This is a genomic window from Gordonia sp. B8661-1 (assembly GCF_059427765.1).
On the sequence record NZ_JCAHRL010000001.1, the window covers coordinates 405,901 to 425,922 of the forward strand.

Genomic DNA, 20,022 nt, shown 5'->3' on the forward strand with positions numbered 1-20,022 from the left:
CTGGTGTTGGGTTTGCCAGAGGACATCACGGTCGCACTCTTCGACCTCGACGGCGTGCTGACGAGCACCGCTGTCCTGCATCGCCATGCCTGGAAGGCGACATTCGACGCCTTCCTCGCCGAGCGCGATCCGGACGGATTCTCCCCGTTCACCGAGCAGGACTACCTGGACTACGTGGACGGACGTCCACGCGAGGACGGGGTGCGCAGCTTCCTGCATGCTCGGGGCATCGACGATGTGCCCGACGAGACGGTGACCGCCCTGGGCGAGCAGAAGAACAAGGCGTTCGTCGCGTCGCTGGAATCCGAGGGAGTCGAGCCCTACCCGGGCTCGGTGCGCTATCTGACGGCGGCTCGCGACGCGGGCCTGCGCATCGCGGTCGTCACCTCCTCGAAGAACGGGGCGATGGTCCTCGACGCGGCGGGACTGAGTGAATTCGTGGAGGTTCGTGTGGACGGACTCGAGGTGGCACGACGTGGTCTGCGCGGCAAACCCGCGCCCGACTCCTACCTGCTCGGCGCCGAATTGATGGGCGTCACCCCGGCGTCGGCCGCGGTGTTCGAGGACGCCATCTCCGGCATCGAATCCGGCGTGGCCGGAAACTTCGGCTTCATCGTCGGTATCGACCGTGTCGGCGGCGGACAGTCCGCCGCGATGACCGCAGCCGGCGCCGGCCGCGTCGTGACCGATCTCGACGAATTGCTCACCGCATGAGCGCCACCCGGGAAGCCGAACACGGCTTCGAGGTCGCCCCGTGGGAACTACGGTGGCGCGGACTCGACACCGACATGCTCGACCGGACCGAGACGCTGTTCGCCCTGTCGAACGGTCACATCGGCATGCGCGGCACCTTCGAGGAGGGCGAACCGGTCGAACATCCGGGCACCTATCTGAGCGGCTTCTACGAGCTGCGCGACCTGCCGTACGCCGAAAGTGGTTACGGCTACCCGGAATCCGGGCAGACGGTGGTCAATGTCGCGGACGGCAAGACGATCCGGCTGCTCGTCGAGGACGAGCCGATGGACCTCCGGTACGGCCGCACCGAGGAGCACGAACGTGTCCTCGATTTCCGGACCGGCACCCTGCGCCGCACCACCCTGTGGACGTCGCCGACGGGACGCACCGTGCGGATCAAATCCGAACGCCTCGTGTCGTTCAACAAACGGACCATCGCCGCCATCCACTACGAGGTGGAGCCGATCGGCGAGGACATGAAGCTCGTGCTGCAGTCGGATCTTCTTGCCAATGAACCGATTCCGATCCCGGGCAACGATCCCCGCCTGGCCGCCGCGCTCGACAGTCCCCTCGTCAGCGACTTCGCCGCCTGCCGCAATTACTGGGGCATGCTGGTGCATCACACCAAGAAGTCCGGGCTCCACGTGGCCGCAGGCATGGACCACGAGATCAGCTTCCCGGACACCGCGGACAGCTTCATCCGCGCCGACGGCGACCTGGCCCGGCTCACCGTCGCCGCGAACGTGCCGCAGGGGACCACCCTGTCGCTGACGAAGTACGTCGGCTACGGATGGTCGGCCCGCCGCTCGGTCCCCGCCTTGCGCGCACAGGTCGACGCCGCCCTCGCGATGGCGATGGAAATCGGCTGGGACGCACTGAAAGCCGATCAGGCCCATTACATGGAGGAGTTCTGGAAGGACGCCGACATCGAGCTCGACGGCGACCCGGAACTCCAGCAGGCCATCCGCTTCGCCCTGTTCCACGTCCTGCAGGCGGGCGCCCGCGGCCAGTCCCGCGCCATTCCCGCTAAGGGACTGACCGGACCCGGCTACGACGGTCACACATTCTGGGACACCGAGACCTTCATCCTCCCGATGCTGACCTACACGGTGCCTCCCGCCGCAGGCGAGGAATTGCGGTGGCGCCACGCCACTCTGGACAAGGCCAAGGCCCGCGCCATCGAACTCGGTCAGCGCGGGGCGATGTTCCCGTGGCGGTCCATCAACGGCGACGAGTGTTCGGGTTACTGGCCCGCGGGCACCGCCGGCGTCCACGTCAGCGCCGACATCGCGAATGCCACCGCACGGTATATGCGCGCCACGCACGACGAGTTGTTCGAAACCGAATGCGGCGTCGAGATTCTCGTGGAGACCGCCCGGTTGTTCGCCGGGCTCGGACACCACGACAACAACGGCAAATTCCGCATCGACGGCGTGACCGGTCCCGACGAGTACACCGCCGTGGTGAACAACAACGTGTTCACCAATCTTGCTGCGCAACAGAATCTCCGAGATGCGGTGGCCGCCGTCAACCGGCGCCCGGACGTCGCACAGGCCCTCGGTGTCACCACGGCCGAGGCCACCCACTGGGAGTCCTGCGCCGACAACATGATGATCCCGTTCGACTCGGATCTCGGCGTGCATCAGCAGTGCGAGTCGTTCACCCAGTTGGGTGCATGGGATTTCGAGGCGTCGGTGGGCAAATACCCACTGCTGCTGAACTATCCGTACTACGACCTGTATCGCAAGCAGGTCGTCAAGCAGGCCGACATGGTGTTCGCGCTGTACATGTTCGGCAATCACTTCACCCCTGAACAGAAGCTGCGCGACTTCGACTACTACTACCCGCTGACGGTGCGCGACTCCTCACTGTCGGCGTGCTGCGAGGCCGTCGTCGCGGCCGAGGTCGGCTACCTCGACCTGTCCTATGACCTGATGTGCGAGTCGGTGTTCACCGACCTCCATGACCTGCACGGCAATGTGTCGAGCGGCCTGCACATCGCGGCCCTCGCGGGTGCCTGGACGGACTGCGTCGCCGGATTCGGCGGCATGCGGGACTTCGGCGGCAAGATCACCTTCGCCCCCCGACTGCCGAGCAGGTTGTCGTATCTGTCCTTCCGCATGATCGTCGGCGAATCGAAGATCGTCGTTGCCATCGATCCGAAGTCGGCAACCTACCGACTGCTCTCGGGGCCACCGATTCACCTGTCCCATCACGGCGAACAGTTCACCCTCGAGGAGGACGCGCCCGTCACGATGGACATTCCGGAGATCAAGCAACTCGAACCGCCGAAGGCACCACCGGGCTGCGAGCCGTACCGCCGGCTCGACTAACCTGATCCACCGAGTCGGCGACGACGGAGTCATCCACGGCGACAACGGCTTCGGCGCGCAGCACCGTCGAGGTGCGGACCTAATCCACGCCGTCGCCGTCGACGGCTGCCTGCGGGCGGACCTGCGCCCTTGTGACCGCGACGTGGCGAGCGAGCCCGATGGTCACTGCCAGACCGGCGACGGCTACGACGATGACAGCCGAGAACACCGCTGTCGTGGCACTGAAGTCTCTCCACCACGCGAGAGCGACCGCGGCGCCGGTGGTGAGCGCGGCGCCAATCGGCAGCAGGGCGGCCAGCCACTTCACGGTTGCCCCGGTGTGCGGATCGCCTACGGCGGCCAGTGCGCCGCGACCGAATACGAGCGCGCAGAGATATGCGAAGACCACGGACATCGCGTACAGCGGGGCCAGGAGCTCGCCCGGGTAGAAGGTGGATTTTCCGGCAAACGCCAGGAACGCTGCGCCGACGATGAATGCCAGGCCGACGGCGATCCCCGCCAGCGCTGCCGGGACAAGCAGGTGCAAACGTAGGGCACGACCGGATACTCCACGTTCGTGCGCCCACTGTCTGAACATCTCGGGCCGGTCATCACCCAGCACTGCGGTCGGGCTGTAACCGTCGGCGTACGCCGCGCAGAGCTCCTCGTCGAGTTCGGTCAGCATCTCGTGCCGGTCGGTTCTGCGTACCCCGATGTGGCGCCACTGCCGGTTCGCCTCGGTCAGTATCTCGCCGAAGTCAGTGTTGCCACCGTTCCGGGCGGTCTGGTCGTGGTCTGTCAGCGCGTTGTTCATGCCGTTTCCTTCTGGTCGACGTGGGTCGAGTTCGTGGATTGCAGAATCGCGGTGACGCCGGTGGATACGGTGAGCCATTCCGCTGTCCCGCTGTCGAGCGTGTCGATGCCGTCGGTGGTCAGTGAGTAGTACTTCCGTGGCGGCCCGCTCGGCGACGGCCTCTTCTCCGAGGTCACGAGGCCGGCTTTTTCCAACCGCGTCAGGAGCGGGTACACAGAGCCGCCCGACACCACCAGGTCGTGTTCTGCCAACCGCTCGGTGAGCTCATATCCGTACACCGGCCGCTGCCGCAATAGCGACAGGAGGCATAGGTCCAGTACTCCGCGAAGAACAAGGCTTCGCCTCTCGGTAGCTATCATGCTCAACATGCTAGCCCGCACTAGCGTGCTCTGCAAGATACCGATGCGGTGTTGCGGCCGCGGCCGCGGCACACACGATCGGCTTGACTATCGAACGTGTGTTCGATATAGTCGGTTATTCGCAGGTCATGGCATCGGGGGGTGAACCATATGACCGCATCGGTCGAACTGTCGTCATCGCTGACGGACATGTACGCGCAGCTGGAATCGTTGGTCGATGGCATCGTTGCCGCGTCGTCGCAGTCGTGTTCGGAAGCCGAGCTTGTCGAGTTGGCCGAAACGCATGAGCGGTTGTATCGGCGGATGGCGTTCGCGGGGCATCGGCGGGTGATGGATGTATCCGATCGTGACGCACACCGATCAGCGGGCTGTCGTTCGATCCAGGACTTCATGTTTACGCGCCTACGCATCACCGACTTCCGCCGTCGCATGGATGCGATGAGCGGACTGATGCCCACCTACACCCTGCAGGGCGAGGTGAAAGAGCCCGAATGTCCCGACACCGCAACCGCTTTGGCCGAAGGTGCGATCAACCCCGATCATGTCGGTGCTGTGCTCGATGTGATGAAGAAGCTGCCCGCGGCGGTGTCGGTCGAGGACCGGGAAGCCGCGGAATCGACGCTTGCTGAATATGCACGAGAGTTGACACCGAAAAGTATTCGTCAGGTCGGTGCACGCATCCTCGCTCATCTCGACCCGGACGGATCCTTGACCGACGACCGTGATCGGAAACGACGCCGCCGATTGTCGGTGCTCGATCCTGATGTGCAACAGATGTCGAAGATCGTCGGGTATCTCGACCCCGAAACCCGAGCCATGCTCGATGTGGTGATGGCAGCCTGGGCCGCACCCGGGATGAACAATCCCGACGACGATCAGTCGCCGATCGGGCATGTCGATGAGGCAGATCCGGAGCGGGTGAAGGAAGCGGCACAACGGGATTCGCGTGGTGCGTCGGAGCGTCAGCACGACGCCTTCAAGGCGCTGCTGCGCTGCGCGTTGGATGGTGGTGTCCTCGGCAAGAGCCATCGAGGGCTACCACCACACCTGATCATCAAGATCACCGAGAGCGAACTGCGTGAACGCGCAGGCCTCGGCCACACCACCACCGGCGCCGATCTGCCCATCTCCGACGTGATCAAGTTGGCAGCCGAATCCCAGATGTATCTCGCGGTGTTCGCCGATCACACCAACGAGCCGTTGTATCTGGGTCGAGCCAAACGATTGGCCAACCAGGCCCAGAGGTTCATGAGTTTCGTCCAGTACGGCGGGTGTTCGGTACCGGGGTGTCCGCGACCGTTCTCCCACACCGAAATGCATCACGCCGAACAGGATTGGACCGACGGCGGCACCACCGACGCCAACGCCATGGCCCCGGCCTGCCCACCACACAACCGACTCGTCGGACCCAAGACCGGACAACTGTCGACCATCAAGATCCGCACCGGCCCCGACCGCGGACGCTACGGCTGGAGACGCAACACCACTGGCGGAGTGCCACCCGACACACCGAAGACCAACCACATCCACCTCGTCGACGAACTCCTTCGTCGACCGCCGCCCTCCCGCAGCCGGACGGAACCGGGCCTGCGCCAGGTGCTCGCGGCGCCCTGTGTCAGGCGGCGCGACCGCGACGAGCGCGGCGTCGACCCGGCGGCGCCACGATGAACACGGCTCCCCGAGGTGCAGCGCAGGTCACCCAGTATTCTGGGCAGCACTATGGCCTCAGCTCAGAATTCGCACGGCGACGGGAAACCGTACTACCTGACCACCGCGATCGCGTATCCGAACGGAGCGCCGCACATCGGTCACGCCTACGAGTACATCTCGGCCGATGCGCTGGCACGCTTCCGGCGACTCGACGGATACGACGTCCGGTTCCTCACCGGCACCGACGTCCACGGCCAGAAAATGCAGCAAACCGCCGAGACCGAAGGCGTCCCGACGGCCGAACTCGCCAACCGGAACTCCGACCGATTCCAGGCATTGCAGGAACGCCTCGGGTCGAGCTTCGACCGCTTCATCCGTACATCGGACGACGACCACAAACGCGCCTCCGAAGCGATCTGGCAGCGCATGGCCGACGCCGGCGACATCTACCTCGACAAATACTCCGGCTGGTACGACGTTCGCGACGAGACCTTCTACAACGAAGCCGACACGACCGTGAACGACGCCGGGGAACGGGTGGCCACCGACTCCGGGCACGTACTGACCTGGACCGAGGAGGAAACCTACTTCTTCCGGCTGTCCAACTACCAGGACAAACTGCTCGAACTGTACGAGAACCATCCCGAGTTCATCGGCCCCGACGTCCGGCGCAACGAGGTGGTCAGCTTCGTCAAGGGCGGCCTGAACGATCTGTCCATCTCCCGCACCACCTTCGACTGGGGCGTGCCGGTTCCCGGACATCCCGAACACGTCATGTACGTGTGGGTCGACGCCCTCACGAACTATCTGACCGGCGTCGGATTCCCCGACGACGGCCAGACACTGCAGCGGTATTGGCCCGCCGACCTCCACATCATCGGCAAGGACATCATCCGCTTCCACTGCGTCTACTGGCCGGCTTTCCTGATGAGCGCGGGCATCGAACTGCCGAAACGGGTGTTCGCACACGGCTTCTTGTTCAACAAGGGCGAGAAGATGAGCAAATCCGTCGGCAACGTCGTCGACCCCGACGCACTCATCGAGGAATTCGGGCTCGACCCGGTGCGCTACTTCTTCCTGCGCGAGGTCTCCTACGGCCAGGACGGCTCCTACTCGACCGAGGCCATCATCTCCCGCATCAATGCGGACCTCGCCAACGAATTCGGCAACCTCGCACAACGCACACTGTCGATGATCGGCAAATACTTCGGCGGCACCGTACCCCACCCCGGCGACCTCACGCCCGACGACAGCGCGCTCCTCGCCCAGGCGGACGGCCTCCTCGACACCGTCCGCGACCACTTCGACTCGCAGGCAATACATCTGGGCCTCGAGGCGCTCTGGTCGACGCTGGCCGCGACCAACCGCTACATCTCCGCACAGGAGCCGTGGAAGCTCGCGAAAACCGACCTCGACCGCACCGGCACCGTTCTCTACGTGTGCGCCGAGGTGGTGCGCATCGTCGCCCTGCTCGCACAGCCCGTGATGCCGGAATCCACCGGACGCATCCTGGACCTGCTCGCCGTCCCCGCCGACGACCGGCAGTTCACCGCGACCGGCACGCGACTCGCCGCGGGCACGCCACTGCCCGCGCCCACACCGGTCTTTCCCCGCTACGAGGCGTGACCGCAACCGCGCTCGACGTGCTCCAGGCACTCCGGGCGCACACCACCGCGGCAGGCCTGCCGCCACCGGCCGCACTCATCGGCGACTGGTGGGACGCCGACGCGGTCATCGCACCGTCGATCGACCTGCGCCCCGGTCAACCGCCACCCGATGATCCGGACGCGTACTGGTTCGGCTACCTCGGATTCCCGGTGCGCGCAAGCGAATCCGCGCTACCCGAAATGGTCGGCGGCCTCACCGACGAGATCCTGTTGCTGCGCGACGGCCGATGGATCCATCAGCACGTCAACGGGCCTGACTGCGCCCCATGGATTCGCCGTGCCCTCGACGAACCCCCACCGCTCGCGCGACGATGGCGGGCCGACTGGCGGCAACCGCCACGCGAACCGCACATCGCGGCCATCGGCGCATGCCTCGAGGCGATCCGCGCCGGCGAGATCTACCAGGCCTGCGTCTGCACCCGATTCACCGGCACCGTAACCGGCGCGCCCGCCGACTTCTTCGCCGGCATCGCCGCCGCCACCGCCCCCGCGAAAGCGGCTTTCCTCCAGGGCGATTGGGGGGCCGTCGCGAGCTTCTCCCCCGAAACGTTTCTACGGCGCCATGGGACGACCGTGTCGTCGTCCCCCATCAAGGGCACCGTACCGTCCACCGCCGCACCCGAATCCCTACGGGCATCGACGAAAGATGTTGCGGAGAACGTGATGATCGTCGACCTGGTACGCAACGACCTCGGCCGCGTCGCCGAAACCGGCACCGTAACCGTCCCCGAACTGCTGAGCGTGGTGGCCGCACCCGGCGTCTGGCACCTGGTCTCGACGGTGCGGGCGGAGCTACCCGCGCACGTCACCACCGGAGACCTGTTGCGCGCCACCTTCCCACCCGCGTCGGTGACCGGCACCCCCAAGCTGCGGGCCGTCGAGCTGCTCGGTGACTGGGAGCCGGTACCGCGGGGCGTGTACTGCGGCGCGATCGGAATGGCGGGTCCCGGACGCGATCTGGACCTCAATGTCGCCATCCGGACCGTCGGGATAGCACCGGACGGCACCGCGACACTGGGCGTCGGCGGCGGCATCACCAGCGATTCCGATGCGGATCGCGAGTGGCAGGAGTGTCTGGACAAGGCCGCGAGCATCATCGGACACAACGGGTTCACCCCACCGCCCGGCAGATAGTTGCCGGGGATAGTATCGTCGGCTCATGGTCCATACGGTGCAGTATGGGAACAGGTCGACGCCGGAGGTGGGTCCGGAAATGCATATCGGCAAGGCGAGCATTACCGACATGACCGTCGAGTTGACGGTTTCGTCCACACGTCCGGAGGTGCGCGCCTCCTGGCAACGTGTCATCGAGGCGGGGCTCGACGCCGACCGGCATGCCCCGGCGCACGTCGACGATGCGGACCTCGCCCGCAGGCGCGGCACCAACGCGATCGATGTGGCGGCCCAGCACCTGCGCACGGTCTTCGCCGACTCCGCCGAGGACCCCGACATGCTTCTCGCGGTCTTCGATGCCGATGGGGTCCTCATGCGACGCGCCGGTTCGAATCGCTGGCTGGGTGCCGCGGATCGGCTGGACATGAGCGAGGGCAGTTGCTGGGACGAGGACTCGGCGGGTACCACCGCCATCGGCCTCGTGATCGCCGACAATCACACGACACATCTGATCGGCGACGAACATTACAGTCGCGCATTACATTCCGTGTACTGCACGGCCGCGCCCATCAGCGACCCCAGGACCGGCGACATGATCGGCATCGTCGGATTGGCCGGTCCGGTCGATCATTACGCGCCGTCAGGCCTCACCCTGGCGGCCGTGATGGCCGAGCTCGGACGCCACGAGATCGCCGACACCCAGGAACGTTCGCTTCGCCGCCTCCGCGCCTCCACCGGGGCGCGACTGGCCGGCGTCCGCGGTCCCGCACTGCTGGTGGACAAGGACGGCTGGGTGGCCGACAGCCACGGCTGCACGCCGCCGGTCGCGGTGGCCGCGCCCGTCGAGGGCCAGGAACAATTCGTCTACGGCATCGGGACCTGCATCGCCCACCAGGCGGGCGAGGGCTGGCTGTTGCGCCGCACCGGTCCCGCGAATCCCGTTGTCGCCGAACTCGATTTACGCGGCACGCCATCGCTGCGCGTGGAGGGCGAGAACGGCGACTGGGAGGCCACGCTGACCCGGCGCAACGCCCAGATCCTGCTGTTGCTCGCGGAGGCGCACGAATCCGGGGTGACCGCCGCCCAGCTCAGTCGTCTGTTGTTCGGCGACCCCGGGCACATGGTGTCGGTCCGCGCCGAGATGTCACGCCTGCGCCGCGCGGTCGGGGCGCTCGTGGCCAGCAGGCCCTACCGGCTCGCGCCGGGCGTCACCCTGACGATCACCGACGACTCGCCGACCTTCATCACCGCCGATCCAGCACTGCCTGATACAGCTCGCGACGGGACACACCACCGTCGCGGGCGACATACGCGCTAGCGTCCTTGAGTCGCTCGCCGGAGTCGACGAGGCGTTCCACCTCGTCGACGAGTTCGTCCATGTCGCGCGGTGCCGCACTGCCGCCCTCGATGACGACGGTGATCTCGCCGCGCACCCCCTGCGCCGCCCACTCGGCGAGCTCGGACAGGGTGCCGCGCCGCACCTCCTCATAGGTCTTGGTGAGTTCGCGGCAGACCGCGGCCCGACGATCCGGGCCGAGCACCGTCACGGCATCGGCCAGGGTGTCGGCCAGCCGGTGGGGCGACTCGAAGAACACCGTGGTCCTCGGCTGATCGACGAGCTCGGCCAGCCATTCGCGCCGTGGACCGCTCTTGCGGGGCGCGAAACCGTCGAAGCAGAACCGCTCGGACGGCAACGCGGACACGGCGAGCGCCGTGGTCACCGCCGACGGACCGGGCAGGCAGGTCACCGGCAATCCCGCGGCCGCGCACGCCGCGACCAGCTTGAAACCCGGATCACTGACCGACGGCATGCCGGCATCGGTGATGAGCAGGACCGTCGCGCCATTGGCGATCGAGTCCACCAGGGACGGCGTGCGAGCCGCCTCGACCTGGTCGTAATAGCTAATCATGCTGCCTGCGACGGTCACGTCCAGTGATGCCGCGAGCGCGCGGGCACGCCGGGTGTCCTCGGCGGCGACGATGTCGGCGGTGGCCAGCGCGGCGCGCAGGCGGGGCGAGGCGTCCTCGACCTGGCCCATGGGGGTGGCGGCGAGGACTAGGCGACCGGACGGTTCGGGTGAGTTCATCGCATGTCAGCTTACGAGCGTCCGACACCGGCCCACTACCATCGGACGCGTGACCAACGCCGTCGTCCTCGATCAGCCCGTTGTGGCCGGTGACGACTCCGCCGTCGCCGACCGTGGACGAGCCGAGGACCTCGGCAGCAGACCGGGACGTGTCGTCCCGGCCGCGGTGTTCGGCGCACCGGACCGGATGCGTGGACTGATCGTCGGCCTGCTGCTCACCGTCGCCGCGGCCGCGACACGTTTCTGGAACCTGGATCATCCCACCGACAAGGGCACCCCGGTCTTCGACGAGAAGCACTACGTCCCGCAGGGCTGGCAGGTCCTGACCGGCGGCAACTGGATCGAGGACAACCCGGCATACGGTCTGGTCGTCCACCCGCCGGTCGGGAAATGGCTGCTCGCGGTCGGCGAGTGGATGTTCGGCTACGGACCGGTCGGCTGGCGCGTGATGTCGGCGCTGTCCGGTGTCCTGATCGTGGTGCTGATCTACTGCGCGGTGCGCCGGATGACGCGGTCCACCCTGATCGGGGCGATCGCCGGGGTGTTCGCGATCTGCGACGGCGTGCTGTTCGTGCAGTCCCGGATGGGCATGCTCGACATTTTCCAGGCACTGTTCGTGGTCGCGGCCTTCACGGCCCTGATCGCGGACCGCGATCAGGTGCGGGAACGTCTGCACCGCGTGTACCTGGAAGGACGTATCGACGACAGTCCGTTCGGTCCGCGTCTCGGTTTTCGCTGGTACCGGTTCACCGCCGGCGTGATGCTCGGGCTGTGCTGCGGCACCAAGTGGTCCGGCGCCTACTACGTGCTCTTTTTCATCGTGCTGGCGCTCGGTTTCGATGTGGCCGCCCGCAAGGCCTATCACATCCGCCGACCGTGGATGGGCGTGCTGAGGCGGGATCTGGTGCCGACCGGCATGAGTATGGGCGTGCTGCCGATCGCCATCTATCTCGCGACATTCATCCCGTGGTTCAACAGCGAGACCGCGGTGTATCGCTATCAGGAGGGCAACGGGATCGGCTTCGGCGGACCGTTCTCCTGGCTGCCGGGCGCCTGGCGATCGTTGTGGTTCTACGAGGCCGGAATCCTCGAGTTCCATTCGGGATTGACGAATTCGGCGGGCAATCATCACCCCTGGGAATCCAAACCGTGGACGTGGCCGATGAGTCTGCGGCCGATGCTGTACGCCATCGACAACGGTCCGGACGTCTGCGGTGGCGGCGAATGCGTTCGCGCCCAGATGCTGATCGGCTCGCCCGCGATGTGGTGGCTCGCGCTGCCGATGCTGCTGTGGGGGCTGTGGCGCTTCGTGATTCGACGTGACTGGCGTTATGCCGCGGTGCTGACCGCCTACGGCGCCGGCATCCTCCCCTGGTTCGCCGATCTCGACCGGCAGATGTACTTCTTCTATGCGACCGTGCTCGCGCCGTTCCTGGTGATGGGATTGGCGCTGTGTTGCGGAGATCTGTTGCGCGCCACCGCGAACACCGCGAGGGCACGCCCGGAAAGGCGCACCCTCGCGATTCTTGTCGTGTCGATCTACGTCGGCCTGGTCGTCGCCAACTTCGTCTGGCTCTGGCCGATTCTCACTGCCAGCCCTATTTCTCCGACCCAGTGGCATCAGCAGATCTGGTTGCCGAGCTGGGGCTGACGGGTTCCGCGTCGGCCAACTCGACATCCGATTCCGAGTCGCCGTCGTGGGCGAGCTCGATGGCCTGCTGACGAATGTGTTCGTCGATCTCCGAGCGCAGATTCCGCTGTGCGACGATCAGTGGATCCCGCCGCAGATCCTTGTAGAGCGAGAAACACATCGCGATCATCACGAAGACGAACGGCAGTGCTGCGATGATCGCCATCGTCTGCAAACCGCTCAACGCGTCGCTGCCGCCGATCCAGAGCAGCAACGCCGCCACGCCACCGGTGAGTACACCCCAGAAGATCGTGATGGTCCGCGTCGGATGTTCCGCGCCGCGTTCGGACAACGAGCCCATGACGATCGACGCCGAATCCGCACCGGACACGAAGAAGATGGCGACGAGCAGCATCACGAGCGCCGACGCGATCGCCGTCAACGGCAGATTCGACAGCACGTCGAACAGCGTGTCCTCGCTGGGATCGAGCGTCAGGTCCTTGCCGTCGGTGCTCTCGCGTATGGCCGTCCCGCCGAACACCGCGAACCACACCAGCGAGACCGAGGTGGGCACCAGCATCACGCCGATGACGAATTCACGGATGGTGCGGCCCTTGGAGATCTTCGCAAGGAACAGACCCACGAACGGCGTCCAGGACATCCACCACGCCCAATAGAAGATGGTCCACGACGACAGCCAGCTCTGACCGTCGGCGTCGACCGTCGCACCCGAGCGGGCGGCCAGGAACGGCAACTCATTGAGGTAGGCGCCCAGCGTTGTCGGCAGCAGATTCATGATGAAAACCGTTGGGCCGACGACGAAGACGAAGACCGCCAGCACCAGCGCCAGCACCATGTTGATGTTGGACAGCCACTGGATGCCGCGGGCGATGCCACTGACCGCCGACGCCACGAAGGCCGCCGTGAGTACCGCGATGATGGCGACGAGCAGCATCGTCGACGGCGAGTCGACCCAGCCGATCTTGCGCAGGCCCGAACCGATCTGCAGGGCGCCCAGACCCAGCGACGCCACTGTGCCGAACAGCGTGGCGAAGATCGCGAGGATGTCGATGACCTTGCCGATGGGACCGTTGGCGCGGTCCCCGAGCAGCGGCGAGAAGACCGCACTCATCAACTGTCCACGGCCACACCGATATGTGCTGTAGGCGATCGCGAGACCGACCACCGCATACATGGCCCACGGATGGAATCCCCAGTGGAACATGGTGGTGGCCATCGCATCTCGCACATCACGCGCGGACATCTCCGGCGGCGCGTTGACGAAATGGAACAGTGGCTCGTTCGCGCCGAAGAACATCAGACCGATGCCCATTCCGGCGCTGAACATCATGGCGATCCAGCTGATCGTGCGGTATTCGGGGACATCCGAATCCTTGCCCAGCGGAATGCGCCCGTACTTACTGGCGGCGAGGTAGACGGCAAAGACGACGAATCCGGTGGCGGACAGAATGAACAGCCAACCGACGTTGTCGGTGATCCAGCCGAGCGTGTTCGCACCCGCGGAATCCAGGCTGTCCTGGTCCAGAAGTCCCCACACGACGAATCCGATGACGATGAGCGCGGTGATCCCGAACACCCACGGGTCAACGCGAATTCGCGACTTTCGTACCGTTTTTTGTTCTGTCACTACCCAACACAATCAAGCCGCACCCCAGAACTCAAGTCGGCGACGTGGCCTGTGTCACCATCGCAACAATCGCCTCGTCGTCGATGCCCAGTGCGCGCATAGCCCGCACATGCTCGACGGTGGCCTGTTGTGCCTGATCACGCGTGGTGTCGGAGCCTGCTTTGATGAACGATCCCCGTCGGCCACGCGTCTCGATGATGCCGGCGGCCTCGAGTTCCCGATAACTACGGGCGACAGTATTGGGAGCGAGGTCGAGTTCGGCCGCGAGCTTGCGGACCGTCGGCAGTCGCTGGCCGACGAGGATCTCGCCACGATTGACGAGGGCGACCACCGTCGTTTTGATCTGCTTGAACGGCGACGGGGCGCCCGGCTCGGTGTCGATCTGCAGCAGGGCACCCAGATCGGCAGTCATCTCGCTCCTCCACTCACGGGCAGTTCGTCGCGGATGAGCGGACACGACATGCATCGCGGGCCGCCGCGTCCGGAACCGAGTTCACGCCCTTCGATCTCGATCACCTCGATACCGGAATCCCGCAGACGCCGGTTGGTTTCGACCGTCCGGTTATACGACACGACCACTCCGGGCGCGATGGCCAGGGTGTTGTTGCCGTCATCCCACTGCTCACGTTCGGCGGTCACCGGATCGAGGCCGGTGTCGATGACCCGCAGCTTCTCGATGCCCATCGCATCGGCGGCCGCCTCCAGGAACGGGCGCTCACCACTGACCGACACGGTGCCGCCCTCGGTGCGCAAGGTGTAGGCGGACACCGAATCCGCGATGTTCGGGTACATCACCACGGCATCGGTGTCGACCATCGTGCACACGGTGTCGAGATGCATGAACGCACGGGCCTGTTCGATCGGCACTGCCAGCACGGTGTGGGCCAGTCCGTCGTCGAACAGGCTGCGCGCCAACGCCTCCGCGCCGGCCGGCGTGGTGCGCTCGCCGACGCCGACGGCCACCACACCGGGTGACAGCAGCAGCACGTCGCCGCCCTCGACCGGGGCCACCCGTGACTCGTAGGCGCGCCGGGCCCCGGTGAAACGCGGGTGATGGGCGTAGATGAGGTCGGTGAGTGAGGTCTCCCGGGCGCGGGCGGGCAGGGCGAGCGAGGTGATCGCGAACCTCGGCCCGATCCAGAACGAACTGTCGCGGGTGAACAGCAGATTCGGCAGCGGCTCGATGGCGAACTCCGGCCCCTGATGCATCCGGCGGACCAGCGACGACGACGTGGACGATCCCGAGAGCGGCAACTCGTCGAAGGTCAGCCCGGCAGTCAGCACGTGCGCGAGCTCGGCGGGCGGCAAGCCGCGCAGATAGGCGGCGAGATCGTCGGCGAGATGCGTGCCCAGACGCCGTGCGCTGACCGCGGCGGCGATGCCCTGGATGCGGGCCGCACCGCTGTGCGCGATCGTCTCGGTCAGCAGATCGCCGAGCAGAAGGACCTCGACACCGTTGGCCCGCAACAGGTCTGCGAACTCGTCGTGCTCCTCCTGTGCGCGCGCCACCCAGGGCAGTCCGTCGAAGAGCAGTTGATCGCTGTTTCGTGGTGTGAGACGGCGCAGTTCGTCGCCGGGGCGATGCAGCATGACCGACCGCAGACGTCCGACCTCCGAGGTGGACCCGAGTGGCAGTGGGGATCCGGATGACGGATCGTCGGCGACGGCAGTCATGGATTCACGGTAATGCGTTCGTGCCGAATTCACCCGTCGGTGGGCGGATCGGTGCGCCGCGCGGCGACCGGCGCGGTCTCCGCCGCCGTCATCCACAGCACGAGCGCCACGGTCGCGACCGCACCCGTGAACAGGAAGGCCGGACCGAAACCGGCTCGGTCGGCGACGAAACCGACGATCAGCGGCCCACTCACCGCGCCCAGGTCCGACGCCATTCCGAAGGCGGACAGTGCGGTCCCGCCGCGCTGCCGGTTGCCCAGGACGTCGGCCAGAGCGGCCTGCTGGGTGGGCGCGAACAGCCCGGAGCCGACACCCGCCACCAGCGACAGTGCCAGGGCGACCGGCACATTCGGCGCGTAGCCGAGGACCGCGGTGGAGACGACGGCCAGCAATAGACCGGGCAGCATGATGGGTCTGCGACCGATGCGGTCCGACAGGCGTCCGGCGACCACGATGGCGATCATGTTGCCGACCGCGTACACCGCGAGCACGACGCCCGCCATGCCCGCGCCCGCGTCGAGACCGTCGACGATGAACTGCGGCACGAGTGCGACCCGCACCCCGATGGACGCCCAGCCCTGGGTGAAGTTGGAAGCGAGGATCGCGCGATAGGTCTTGTCGCGCAACGCCGCGGTGAAGGTGATCGGGTCGACCGCGTCGCCGGTCAGCGGTTCCGGTCGGCCACCCACGTCGCGCAGTTGCGTCGCCACCACCACGGTCGCGATGAGCAGCGCGATGGCGTACACCACGAACGGCATCCGCAGCCCGAAACCGACGAGAGCGCTGCCGAGCAGTGGTCCGGTGATGTTGCCGATGAGGAATCCGGCGGAGAAGTAACCGGAGACGCGGCCGCGGATCTCGCCGGGCGCCAACCGGATCAGCAGGGCCATCGCCGACACGGTGAACATCGTGGACCCGATGCCGCCCGCGGCCCGGAAGGCGAGCAACTGCCAATAGCCCTGCGCGAAGGCACAGGCGAAGGTACTGACGGCGACGATGAGGAGACCGATCAGGTAGATGCGTCGCTCGCCGAAGATCGTCACCAGACGGCCGGTCGTCGGTGCGAAGAGCAACCGCATGACGGCGAAGGCCGACACCACCGCCGACGCGGCGAACACCCCGACGTCGAAGGATCGGGCGAAGGCCGGCAATGCCGGTGCGATCAGGCCGTATCCGAGCGCGATGACGACGTTCGCCGCCAGCAGCACCCAGATCCCGCGCGGAATCCGTGTCACCATGCGGCACTCACTGATTCAGCTCGGGCAGTCGGTCGAGGGCGTCGGCGGTCAGGCTGCGGCCGACGTCGATCATCTCCTCCGCCTTGTGAAAGTCGAGGGTGCGCACCGACTTCCGGGGCACGCGGATGAGGATGTCGGGCGGATAGCCCGCGACCTGATAGCGGGTGAGGGCGTCCTGCATGATGTCGAGCGAACGGGTGAGCACCTCGATGCGTTTCATCCGCGGCCGCTCGGCGACCGCTTCGCCCGCAGCCGATTCCGGCACGGCCCCGGGGTCGGTCTCCCCCGCTTCCGCGTCGTCGGGCACGAGCTCACCGCTCAGGGCCGACGCCCGCGATTCCTCGCCGGTTCCGGTGTCGGAGGTGAGCCGGTAGCGTTCCCGGACGGTCCGGACGAATTCGGTGTCGAGCAGCGGTGCGACGTTGCGGCGCAACAATCCTCTGGTCTTCGGTTCGCGGGTGGCCCCCACATCGGGGGCGCCGTCGGCACCGAGCACCACACCGATCGTCACATCGCTGGGCACCGCCGAGGTCGGCGCCACCGGCAGCGGATCGAGGATGCCGCCGTCACCGAGCAGCCGCCCCTGATACTCGTGCGGCGCGATGACACCGGGAATGGCGATGGACGCGCGGATCGCGTCGACGAGACTGTCGCGCTGGAACCATACGGCGCGCCCGGCGTCGAGGTCGGTGGCCACGGCTGTGAACGGCACCGGCAGATCCTCGATCCGGGTGTCGCCCAGGATTTCCCGGACCCGGGCCAGGATGCGTTCGGCACCCATCACCCCCGGCTTGGACAGCGATACGTCGACCAGCCGCATGACGTCGAGCTGTGAGAGTCCACCGGCCCACGCCACGAATTCGTCGAGCTTGCCGGCGCAGTACAGGCCGCCGACGACCGCGCCCATCGACGAACCGGCGACCGTCGCGATCTCGAAACCCCGGGCCTCGAGTTCGGCGATCACCCCGATGTGGGCGTAACCGCGGGCACCACCGCTGCCGAGCGCGAGTGCGACGCGGGTGGAATTCGGCATGTCTGGAGCCTATCGAGTCCGGGCGGTCGCGCGACAAGTCAGTCGTGCATCAGCCTGCGCGGCCCCGGACCCTGATTGTTGAGTTCGTCGCCGGGGTTGAGGAGATGGCAGTCACGCAGCGACAGACAGCCGCAGCCCACACAGGAGCCGATCATGTCGCGCATGTTCTGCAGCAGCGCGATTCGTTCGTCGAGATCGTCGATCCAGCGCCGGGAGGCCGCCTCCCACATGGCGGCCGACGGCGACTCGTGATCGCCGAGTTCGGCGAGCACCCCGGCGATCACGGACAGCGGGATACCGGCCACCTGCGACGCCCGGATGAACGCCACCCGCCGCAGCATGGCGCGGTGATAGCGGCGCTGGTTGCCGGACGTGCGGCGGCTGAAGATGAGGCCCTGTTCCTCGTAGAAACGCACCGCGGACGGCGCGATGCCGGCGCGTTGCGCCAGCTCCCCGACCGACAGCTCGAGCTTTTTCAGGCCCATGCCCCGATTCTAGGGTGGGGTGATCTCGATACGTCGACTCGCTGGCGCTCGCCGACTACTCGATCAGCGGAGGGGCCCAACTGCTGATCGAGTAGCTCGAGGCGCCGGCCGAGAGCGTATCGAGATCCGTCGAACCGCTCAGGCGCGGACGACCATCACCGGGCATTCGGCCTGGTGCAGGATCTTCTGGCTGGTCGAGCCGAGGAGTAGACCGCGGAAGCCGCCGCGACCACGGCTGCCGACGACGATCAGCTGGGCGCCCTCGCCCGCCGCCGCGAGGACGGCCTTGGCGGGCTCGTCGGGCAGAACCCGCTTGTCGACGACCACGTCGGGGTATTCCGAGGAGTATCCGGCGAGCCGCTCGGCGACGGCCTCGTCGGCCTCCTGGGACATACGTGCGACCTCGTCGGGCTCGATCCCGTAGCCGTGCAGCGCGTCGGAATCCAGCGGCGTCCAGGTGTGGACGGCGACGAGCGGCACCTTGCGCAGCGACGCCTGGCGGAAGGCCTCGGCGACCGCGGCATCGCTGACCGGCGAGTCGTCGACGCCGACGACGACCGGTCCGTCGCCGCCCTGGCCCGCCAGCACCACGACACGGCCATGGAAGTGGGAGGCCACCGTCACGCTCACCGATCCGAGGAACAGGCCCTTGACCGATCCGAGGCCACGGGTGCCGAGCACGATGGTGCCGGCGTCCTTGCCCAGTTCGAGGAGTACGCGCGCCGCGTCGCCCTCGACCAGCGACGAGTGCACGTCGACGCCGGGGGCCGTGGTGCGCGCGAGTTCGGCGGCCGCGGTGACGGCATCGGTGGCATCCTTCTTGATGGCGTCGACGACGTCCTGCGGAATGATCAGTCCCGGTGCGTAATTGCTCGTGCTGATGTCGTAGACACCGACGAGTTTGAGTTCGGCGCCTTCGAGAACGGCGGCCTTCGCGGCCCATTCCACTGCGGCGTTCGACGCATCCGATCCGTCGACTCCGACGAGAATCGCATTCATGTCCGGTCTCATCTCCTCACTCGGCAGGGCCCACCTGCCACCCACTGATTCGGCTCCATTGAACCCTCATGTTCCATCGTGCACCGGTGTTTCTGCAGCGGCAATGAGGAAAAGGTCCCGGCCAGAGTCGCTTTCACCACAGGTAAGGTGGAGTCGAGGTGAACCGTGATCGAAGAACACACACATCAGTCCCCGACGCCCGGAACGGAAGGCAGCGCGCGCATGTCGCCGACCCCGCACGATCGGCCGGGACCTGACGGTCGGCGCCCCGGCGGCGATGCGCTCCGGCCCGCGATCGTCCACGGCGTCGTCACCATCATCCTCACGATCCTGGCGATCGTCGGCATCGCGCTCACCGACGGCGCCACCGAGACGGGCTTCGCCATCGCCGCACAGGTCGTCGCGCTCGTCGGCGCCCTGAGCGCGCTGTGGCGCAGTTATCGTTCCTGGCGCGTCGGCGGCCGTTGGCAGGTATGGCAGGGCGCGGCCTGGTTCCTGCTCGCCTTCTTCCTCATCGTGATGACGAATACCGCGGGCTTCGCGCTGCCCGACTAGCGCAGCCGAAACCTCCTGTCCTC

The 20,022-nt window shown here is 66.7% G+C and carries 18 protein-coding genes; 8 read left to right on the forward strand and 10 right to left on the reverse strand.

Going from position 1 to position 20,022, the window contains the following annotated elements:
* Positions 1-3: 3 nt before the first annotated feature.
* Both AC4JJG_RS01915 and AC4JJG_RS01920 read left to right on the forward strand, forming a co-directional pair.
* Complete coding sequence (locus AC4JJG_RS01915) at positions 4-714, forward strand: HAD family hydrolase (protein ID WP_495399203.1); 711 nt, start codon at positions 4-6, stop codon at positions 712-714.
* Complete coding sequence (locus AC4JJG_RS01920; protein ID WP_495399202.1) at positions 711-3,068, forward strand: glycoside hydrolase family 65 protein; 2,358 nt, start codon at positions 711-713, stop codon at positions 3,066-3,068. The genes AC4JJG_RS01915 and AC4JJG_RS01920 overlap by 4 nt, the downstream gene beginning before the upstream one ends.
* 79 nt (positions 3,069-3,147) lie before the next feature.
* Here AC4JJG_RS01920 and AC4JJG_RS01925 read toward each other — a convergent pair whose 3' ends face one another.
* A complete protein-coding gene (locus tag AC4JJG_RS01925) occupies positions 3,148-3,861 on the reverse strand; it encodes a hypothetical protein (RefSeq protein WP_495399201.1) in 714 nt (237 codons plus the stop codon).
* On the reverse strand, positions 3,858-4,220 hold the full coding sequence (locus AC4JJG_RS01930) for a PadR family transcriptional regulator (protein WP_495399200.1): 363 nt from the start codon (positions 4,218-4,220) through the stop codon (positions 3,858-3,860). Before AC4JJG_RS01930 ends, AC4JJG_RS01925 begins: the two co-directional genes overlap by 4 nt.
* Before the next feature lie 150 nt (positions 4,221-4,370).
* Here AC4JJG_RS01930 and AC4JJG_RS01935 point away from each other — a divergent pair, with 150 nt between their 5' ends.
* From AC4JJG_RS01935 to AC4JJG_RS01950, 4 genes are all read left to right on the forward strand, one after another.
* A complete protein-coding gene (locus AC4JJG_RS01935; protein WP_495399199.1) occupies positions 4,371-5,888 on the forward strand; it encodes an HNH endonuclease signature motif containing protein in 1,518 nt (505 codons plus the stop codon).
* A 51-nt stretch (positions 5,889-5,939) separates the two neighbouring features.
* Positions 5,940-7,496, forward strand: coding sequence for a methionine--tRNA ligase (gene metG, locus AC4JJG_RS01940; RefSeq protein ID WP_495399198.1), 1,557 nt, complete (start codon positions 5,940-5,942; stop codon positions 7,494-7,496).
* Positions 7,493-8,671 carry an aminodeoxychorismate synthase component I gene (locus AC4JJG_RS01945; protein ID WP_495399197.1) on the forward strand — a complete coding sequence of 393 codons (1,179 nt, stop codon included), beginning with the start codon at positions 7,493-7,495 and terminating at the stop codon, positions 8,669-8,671. Before metG ends, AC4JJG_RS01945 begins: the two co-directional genes overlap by 4 nt.
* Before the next feature lie 109 nt (positions 8,672-8,780).
* On the forward strand, positions 8,781-9,968 hold the full coding sequence (locus AC4JJG_RS01950) for a helix-turn-helix domain-containing protein (protein WP_495399196.1): 1,188 nt from the start codon (positions 8,781-8,783) through the stop codon (positions 9,966-9,968).
* Here the strand turns inward: AC4JJG_RS01950 and rsmI are convergent.
* Complete coding sequence (gene rsmI / locus AC4JJG_RS01955; RefSeq protein WP_495399195.1) at positions 9,895-10,737, reverse strand: 16S rRNA (cytidine(1402)-2'-O)-methyltransferase; 843 nt, start codon at positions 10,735-10,737, stop codon at positions 9,895-9,897. The two genes, AC4JJG_RS01950 and rsmI, sit on opposite strands and share 74 nt — an antisense overlap.
* Positions 10,738-10,819: 82 nt before the next feature.
* Between rsmI and AC4JJG_RS01960 the strand changes: the two genes are divergently transcribed.
* Entirely contained in the window at positions 10,820-12,388 is a 1,569-nt protein-coding gene (locus AC4JJG_RS01960; RefSeq protein ID WP_495399630.1) for a dolichyl-phosphate-mannose--protein mannosyltransferase, read from the forward strand.
* On the opposite strand, the gene AC4JJG_RS01965 is transcribed toward AC4JJG_RS01960, so the two are convergent.
* From AC4JJG_RS01965 to AC4JJG_RS01995, 7 genes are all read right to left on the reverse strand, one after another.
* Positions 12,336-14,015 (reverse strand): BCCT family transporter, encoded by a 1,680-nt coding sequence (locus tag AC4JJG_RS01965; RefSeq protein ID WP_495399194.1) that lies wholly within the window; start codon positions 14,013-14,015, stop codon positions 12,336-12,338. The two genes, AC4JJG_RS01960 and AC4JJG_RS01965, sit on opposite strands and share 53 nt — an antisense overlap.
* Positions 14,016-14,046: 31 nt before the next feature.
* Entirely contained in the window at positions 14,047-14,427 is a 381-nt protein-coding gene (locus AC4JJG_RS01970) for a GntR family transcriptional regulator (RefSeq protein ID WP_495399193.1), read from the reverse strand.
* Entirely contained in the window at positions 14,424-15,689 is a 1,266-nt protein-coding gene (locus AC4JJG_RS01975) for an arginine deiminase (RefSeq protein ID WP_495399192.1), read from the reverse strand. The genes AC4JJG_RS01970 and AC4JJG_RS01975 overlap by 4 nt, the downstream gene beginning before the upstream one ends.
* Positions 15,690-15,718: 29 nt before the next feature.
* Positions 15,719-16,924, reverse strand: coding sequence for an MFS transporter (locus tag AC4JJG_RS01980; RefSeq protein WP_495399629.1), 1,206 nt, complete (start codon positions 16,922-16,924; stop codon positions 15,719-15,721).
* A gap of 10 nt (positions 16,925-16,934) precedes the next feature.
* Positions 16,935-17,960, reverse strand: coding sequence for a patatin-like phospholipase family protein (locus AC4JJG_RS01985; protein WP_495399191.1), 1,026 nt, complete (start codon positions 17,958-17,960; stop codon positions 16,935-16,937).
* 38 nt (positions 17,961-17,998) lie between these two features.
* Entirely contained in the window at positions 17,999-18,445 is a 447-nt protein-coding gene (soxR, locus tag AC4JJG_RS01990) for a redox-sensitive transcriptional activator SoxR (RefSeq protein ID WP_495399190.1), read from the reverse strand.
* 138 nt (positions 18,446-18,583) lie between these two features.
* A complete protein-coding gene (locus AC4JJG_RS01995) occupies positions 18,584-19,444 on the reverse strand; it encodes a universal stress protein (protein WP_495399189.1) in 861 nt (286 codons plus the stop codon).
* A gap of 165 nt (positions 19,445-19,609) precedes the next feature.
* Here AC4JJG_RS01995 and AC4JJG_RS02000 point away from each other — a divergent pair, with 165 nt between their 5' ends.
* Entirely contained in the window at positions 19,610-19,999 is a 390-nt protein-coding gene (locus AC4JJG_RS02000; RefSeq protein ID WP_495399188.1) for a hypothetical protein, read from the forward strand.
* Positions 20,000-20,022: the final 23 nt, after the last annotated feature.

Bases quoted from the DNA above. Each gene is read 5' to 3' on its own strand.
- AC4JJG_RS01985 (WP_495399191.1), bottom strand. From the start codon at position 17,960: ATGCCGAATTCCACCCGCGTCGCACTCGCGCTCGGCAGCGGTGGTGCC.
- soxR (WP_495399190.1), bottom strand. From the start codon at position 18,445: ATGGGCCTGAAAAAGCTCGAGCTGTCGGTCGGGGAGCTGGCGCAACGC.
- AC4JJG_RS01925 (WP_495399201.1), bottom strand. From the start codon at position 3,861: ATGAACAACGCGCTGACAGACCACGACCAGACCGCCCGGAACGGTGGC.
- AC4JJG_RS01995 (WP_495399189.1), bottom strand. From the start codon at position 19,444: ATGAATGCGATTCTCGTCGGAGTCGACGGATCGGATGCGTCGAACGCC.
- AC4JJG_RS01950 (WP_495399196.1), top strand. From the start codon at position 8,781: ATGACCGTCGAGTTGACGGTTTCGTCCACACGTCCGGAGGTGCGCGCC.
- metG (WP_495399198.1), top strand. From the start codon at position 5,940: ATGGCCTCAGCTCAGAATTCGCACGGCGACGGGAAACCGTACTACCTG.
- AC4JJG_RS01975 (WP_495399192.1), bottom strand. From the start codon at position 15,689: ATGACTGCCGTCGCCGACGATCCGTCATCCGGATCCCCACTGCCACTC.
- AC4JJG_RS01920 (WP_495399202.1), top strand. From the start codon at position 711: ATGAGCGCCACCCGGGAAGCCGAACACGGCTTCGAGGTCGCCCCGTGG.
- AC4JJG_RS01970 (WP_495399193.1), bottom strand. From the start codon at position 14,427: ATGACTGCCGATCTGGGTGCCCTGCTGCAGATCGACACCGAGCCGGGC.
- rsmI (WP_495399195.1), bottom strand. From the start codon at position 10,737: ATGAACTCACCCGAACCGTCCGGTCGCCTAGTCCTCGCCGCCACCCCC.
- AC4JJG_RS01930 (WP_495399200.1), bottom strand. From the start codon at position 4,220: ATGATAGCTACCGAGAGGCGAAGCCTTGTTCTTCGCGGAGTACTGGAC.
- AC4JJG_RS01935 (WP_495399199.1), top strand. From the start codon at position 4,371: ATGACCGCATCGGTCGAACTGTCGTCATCGCTGACGGACATGTACGCG.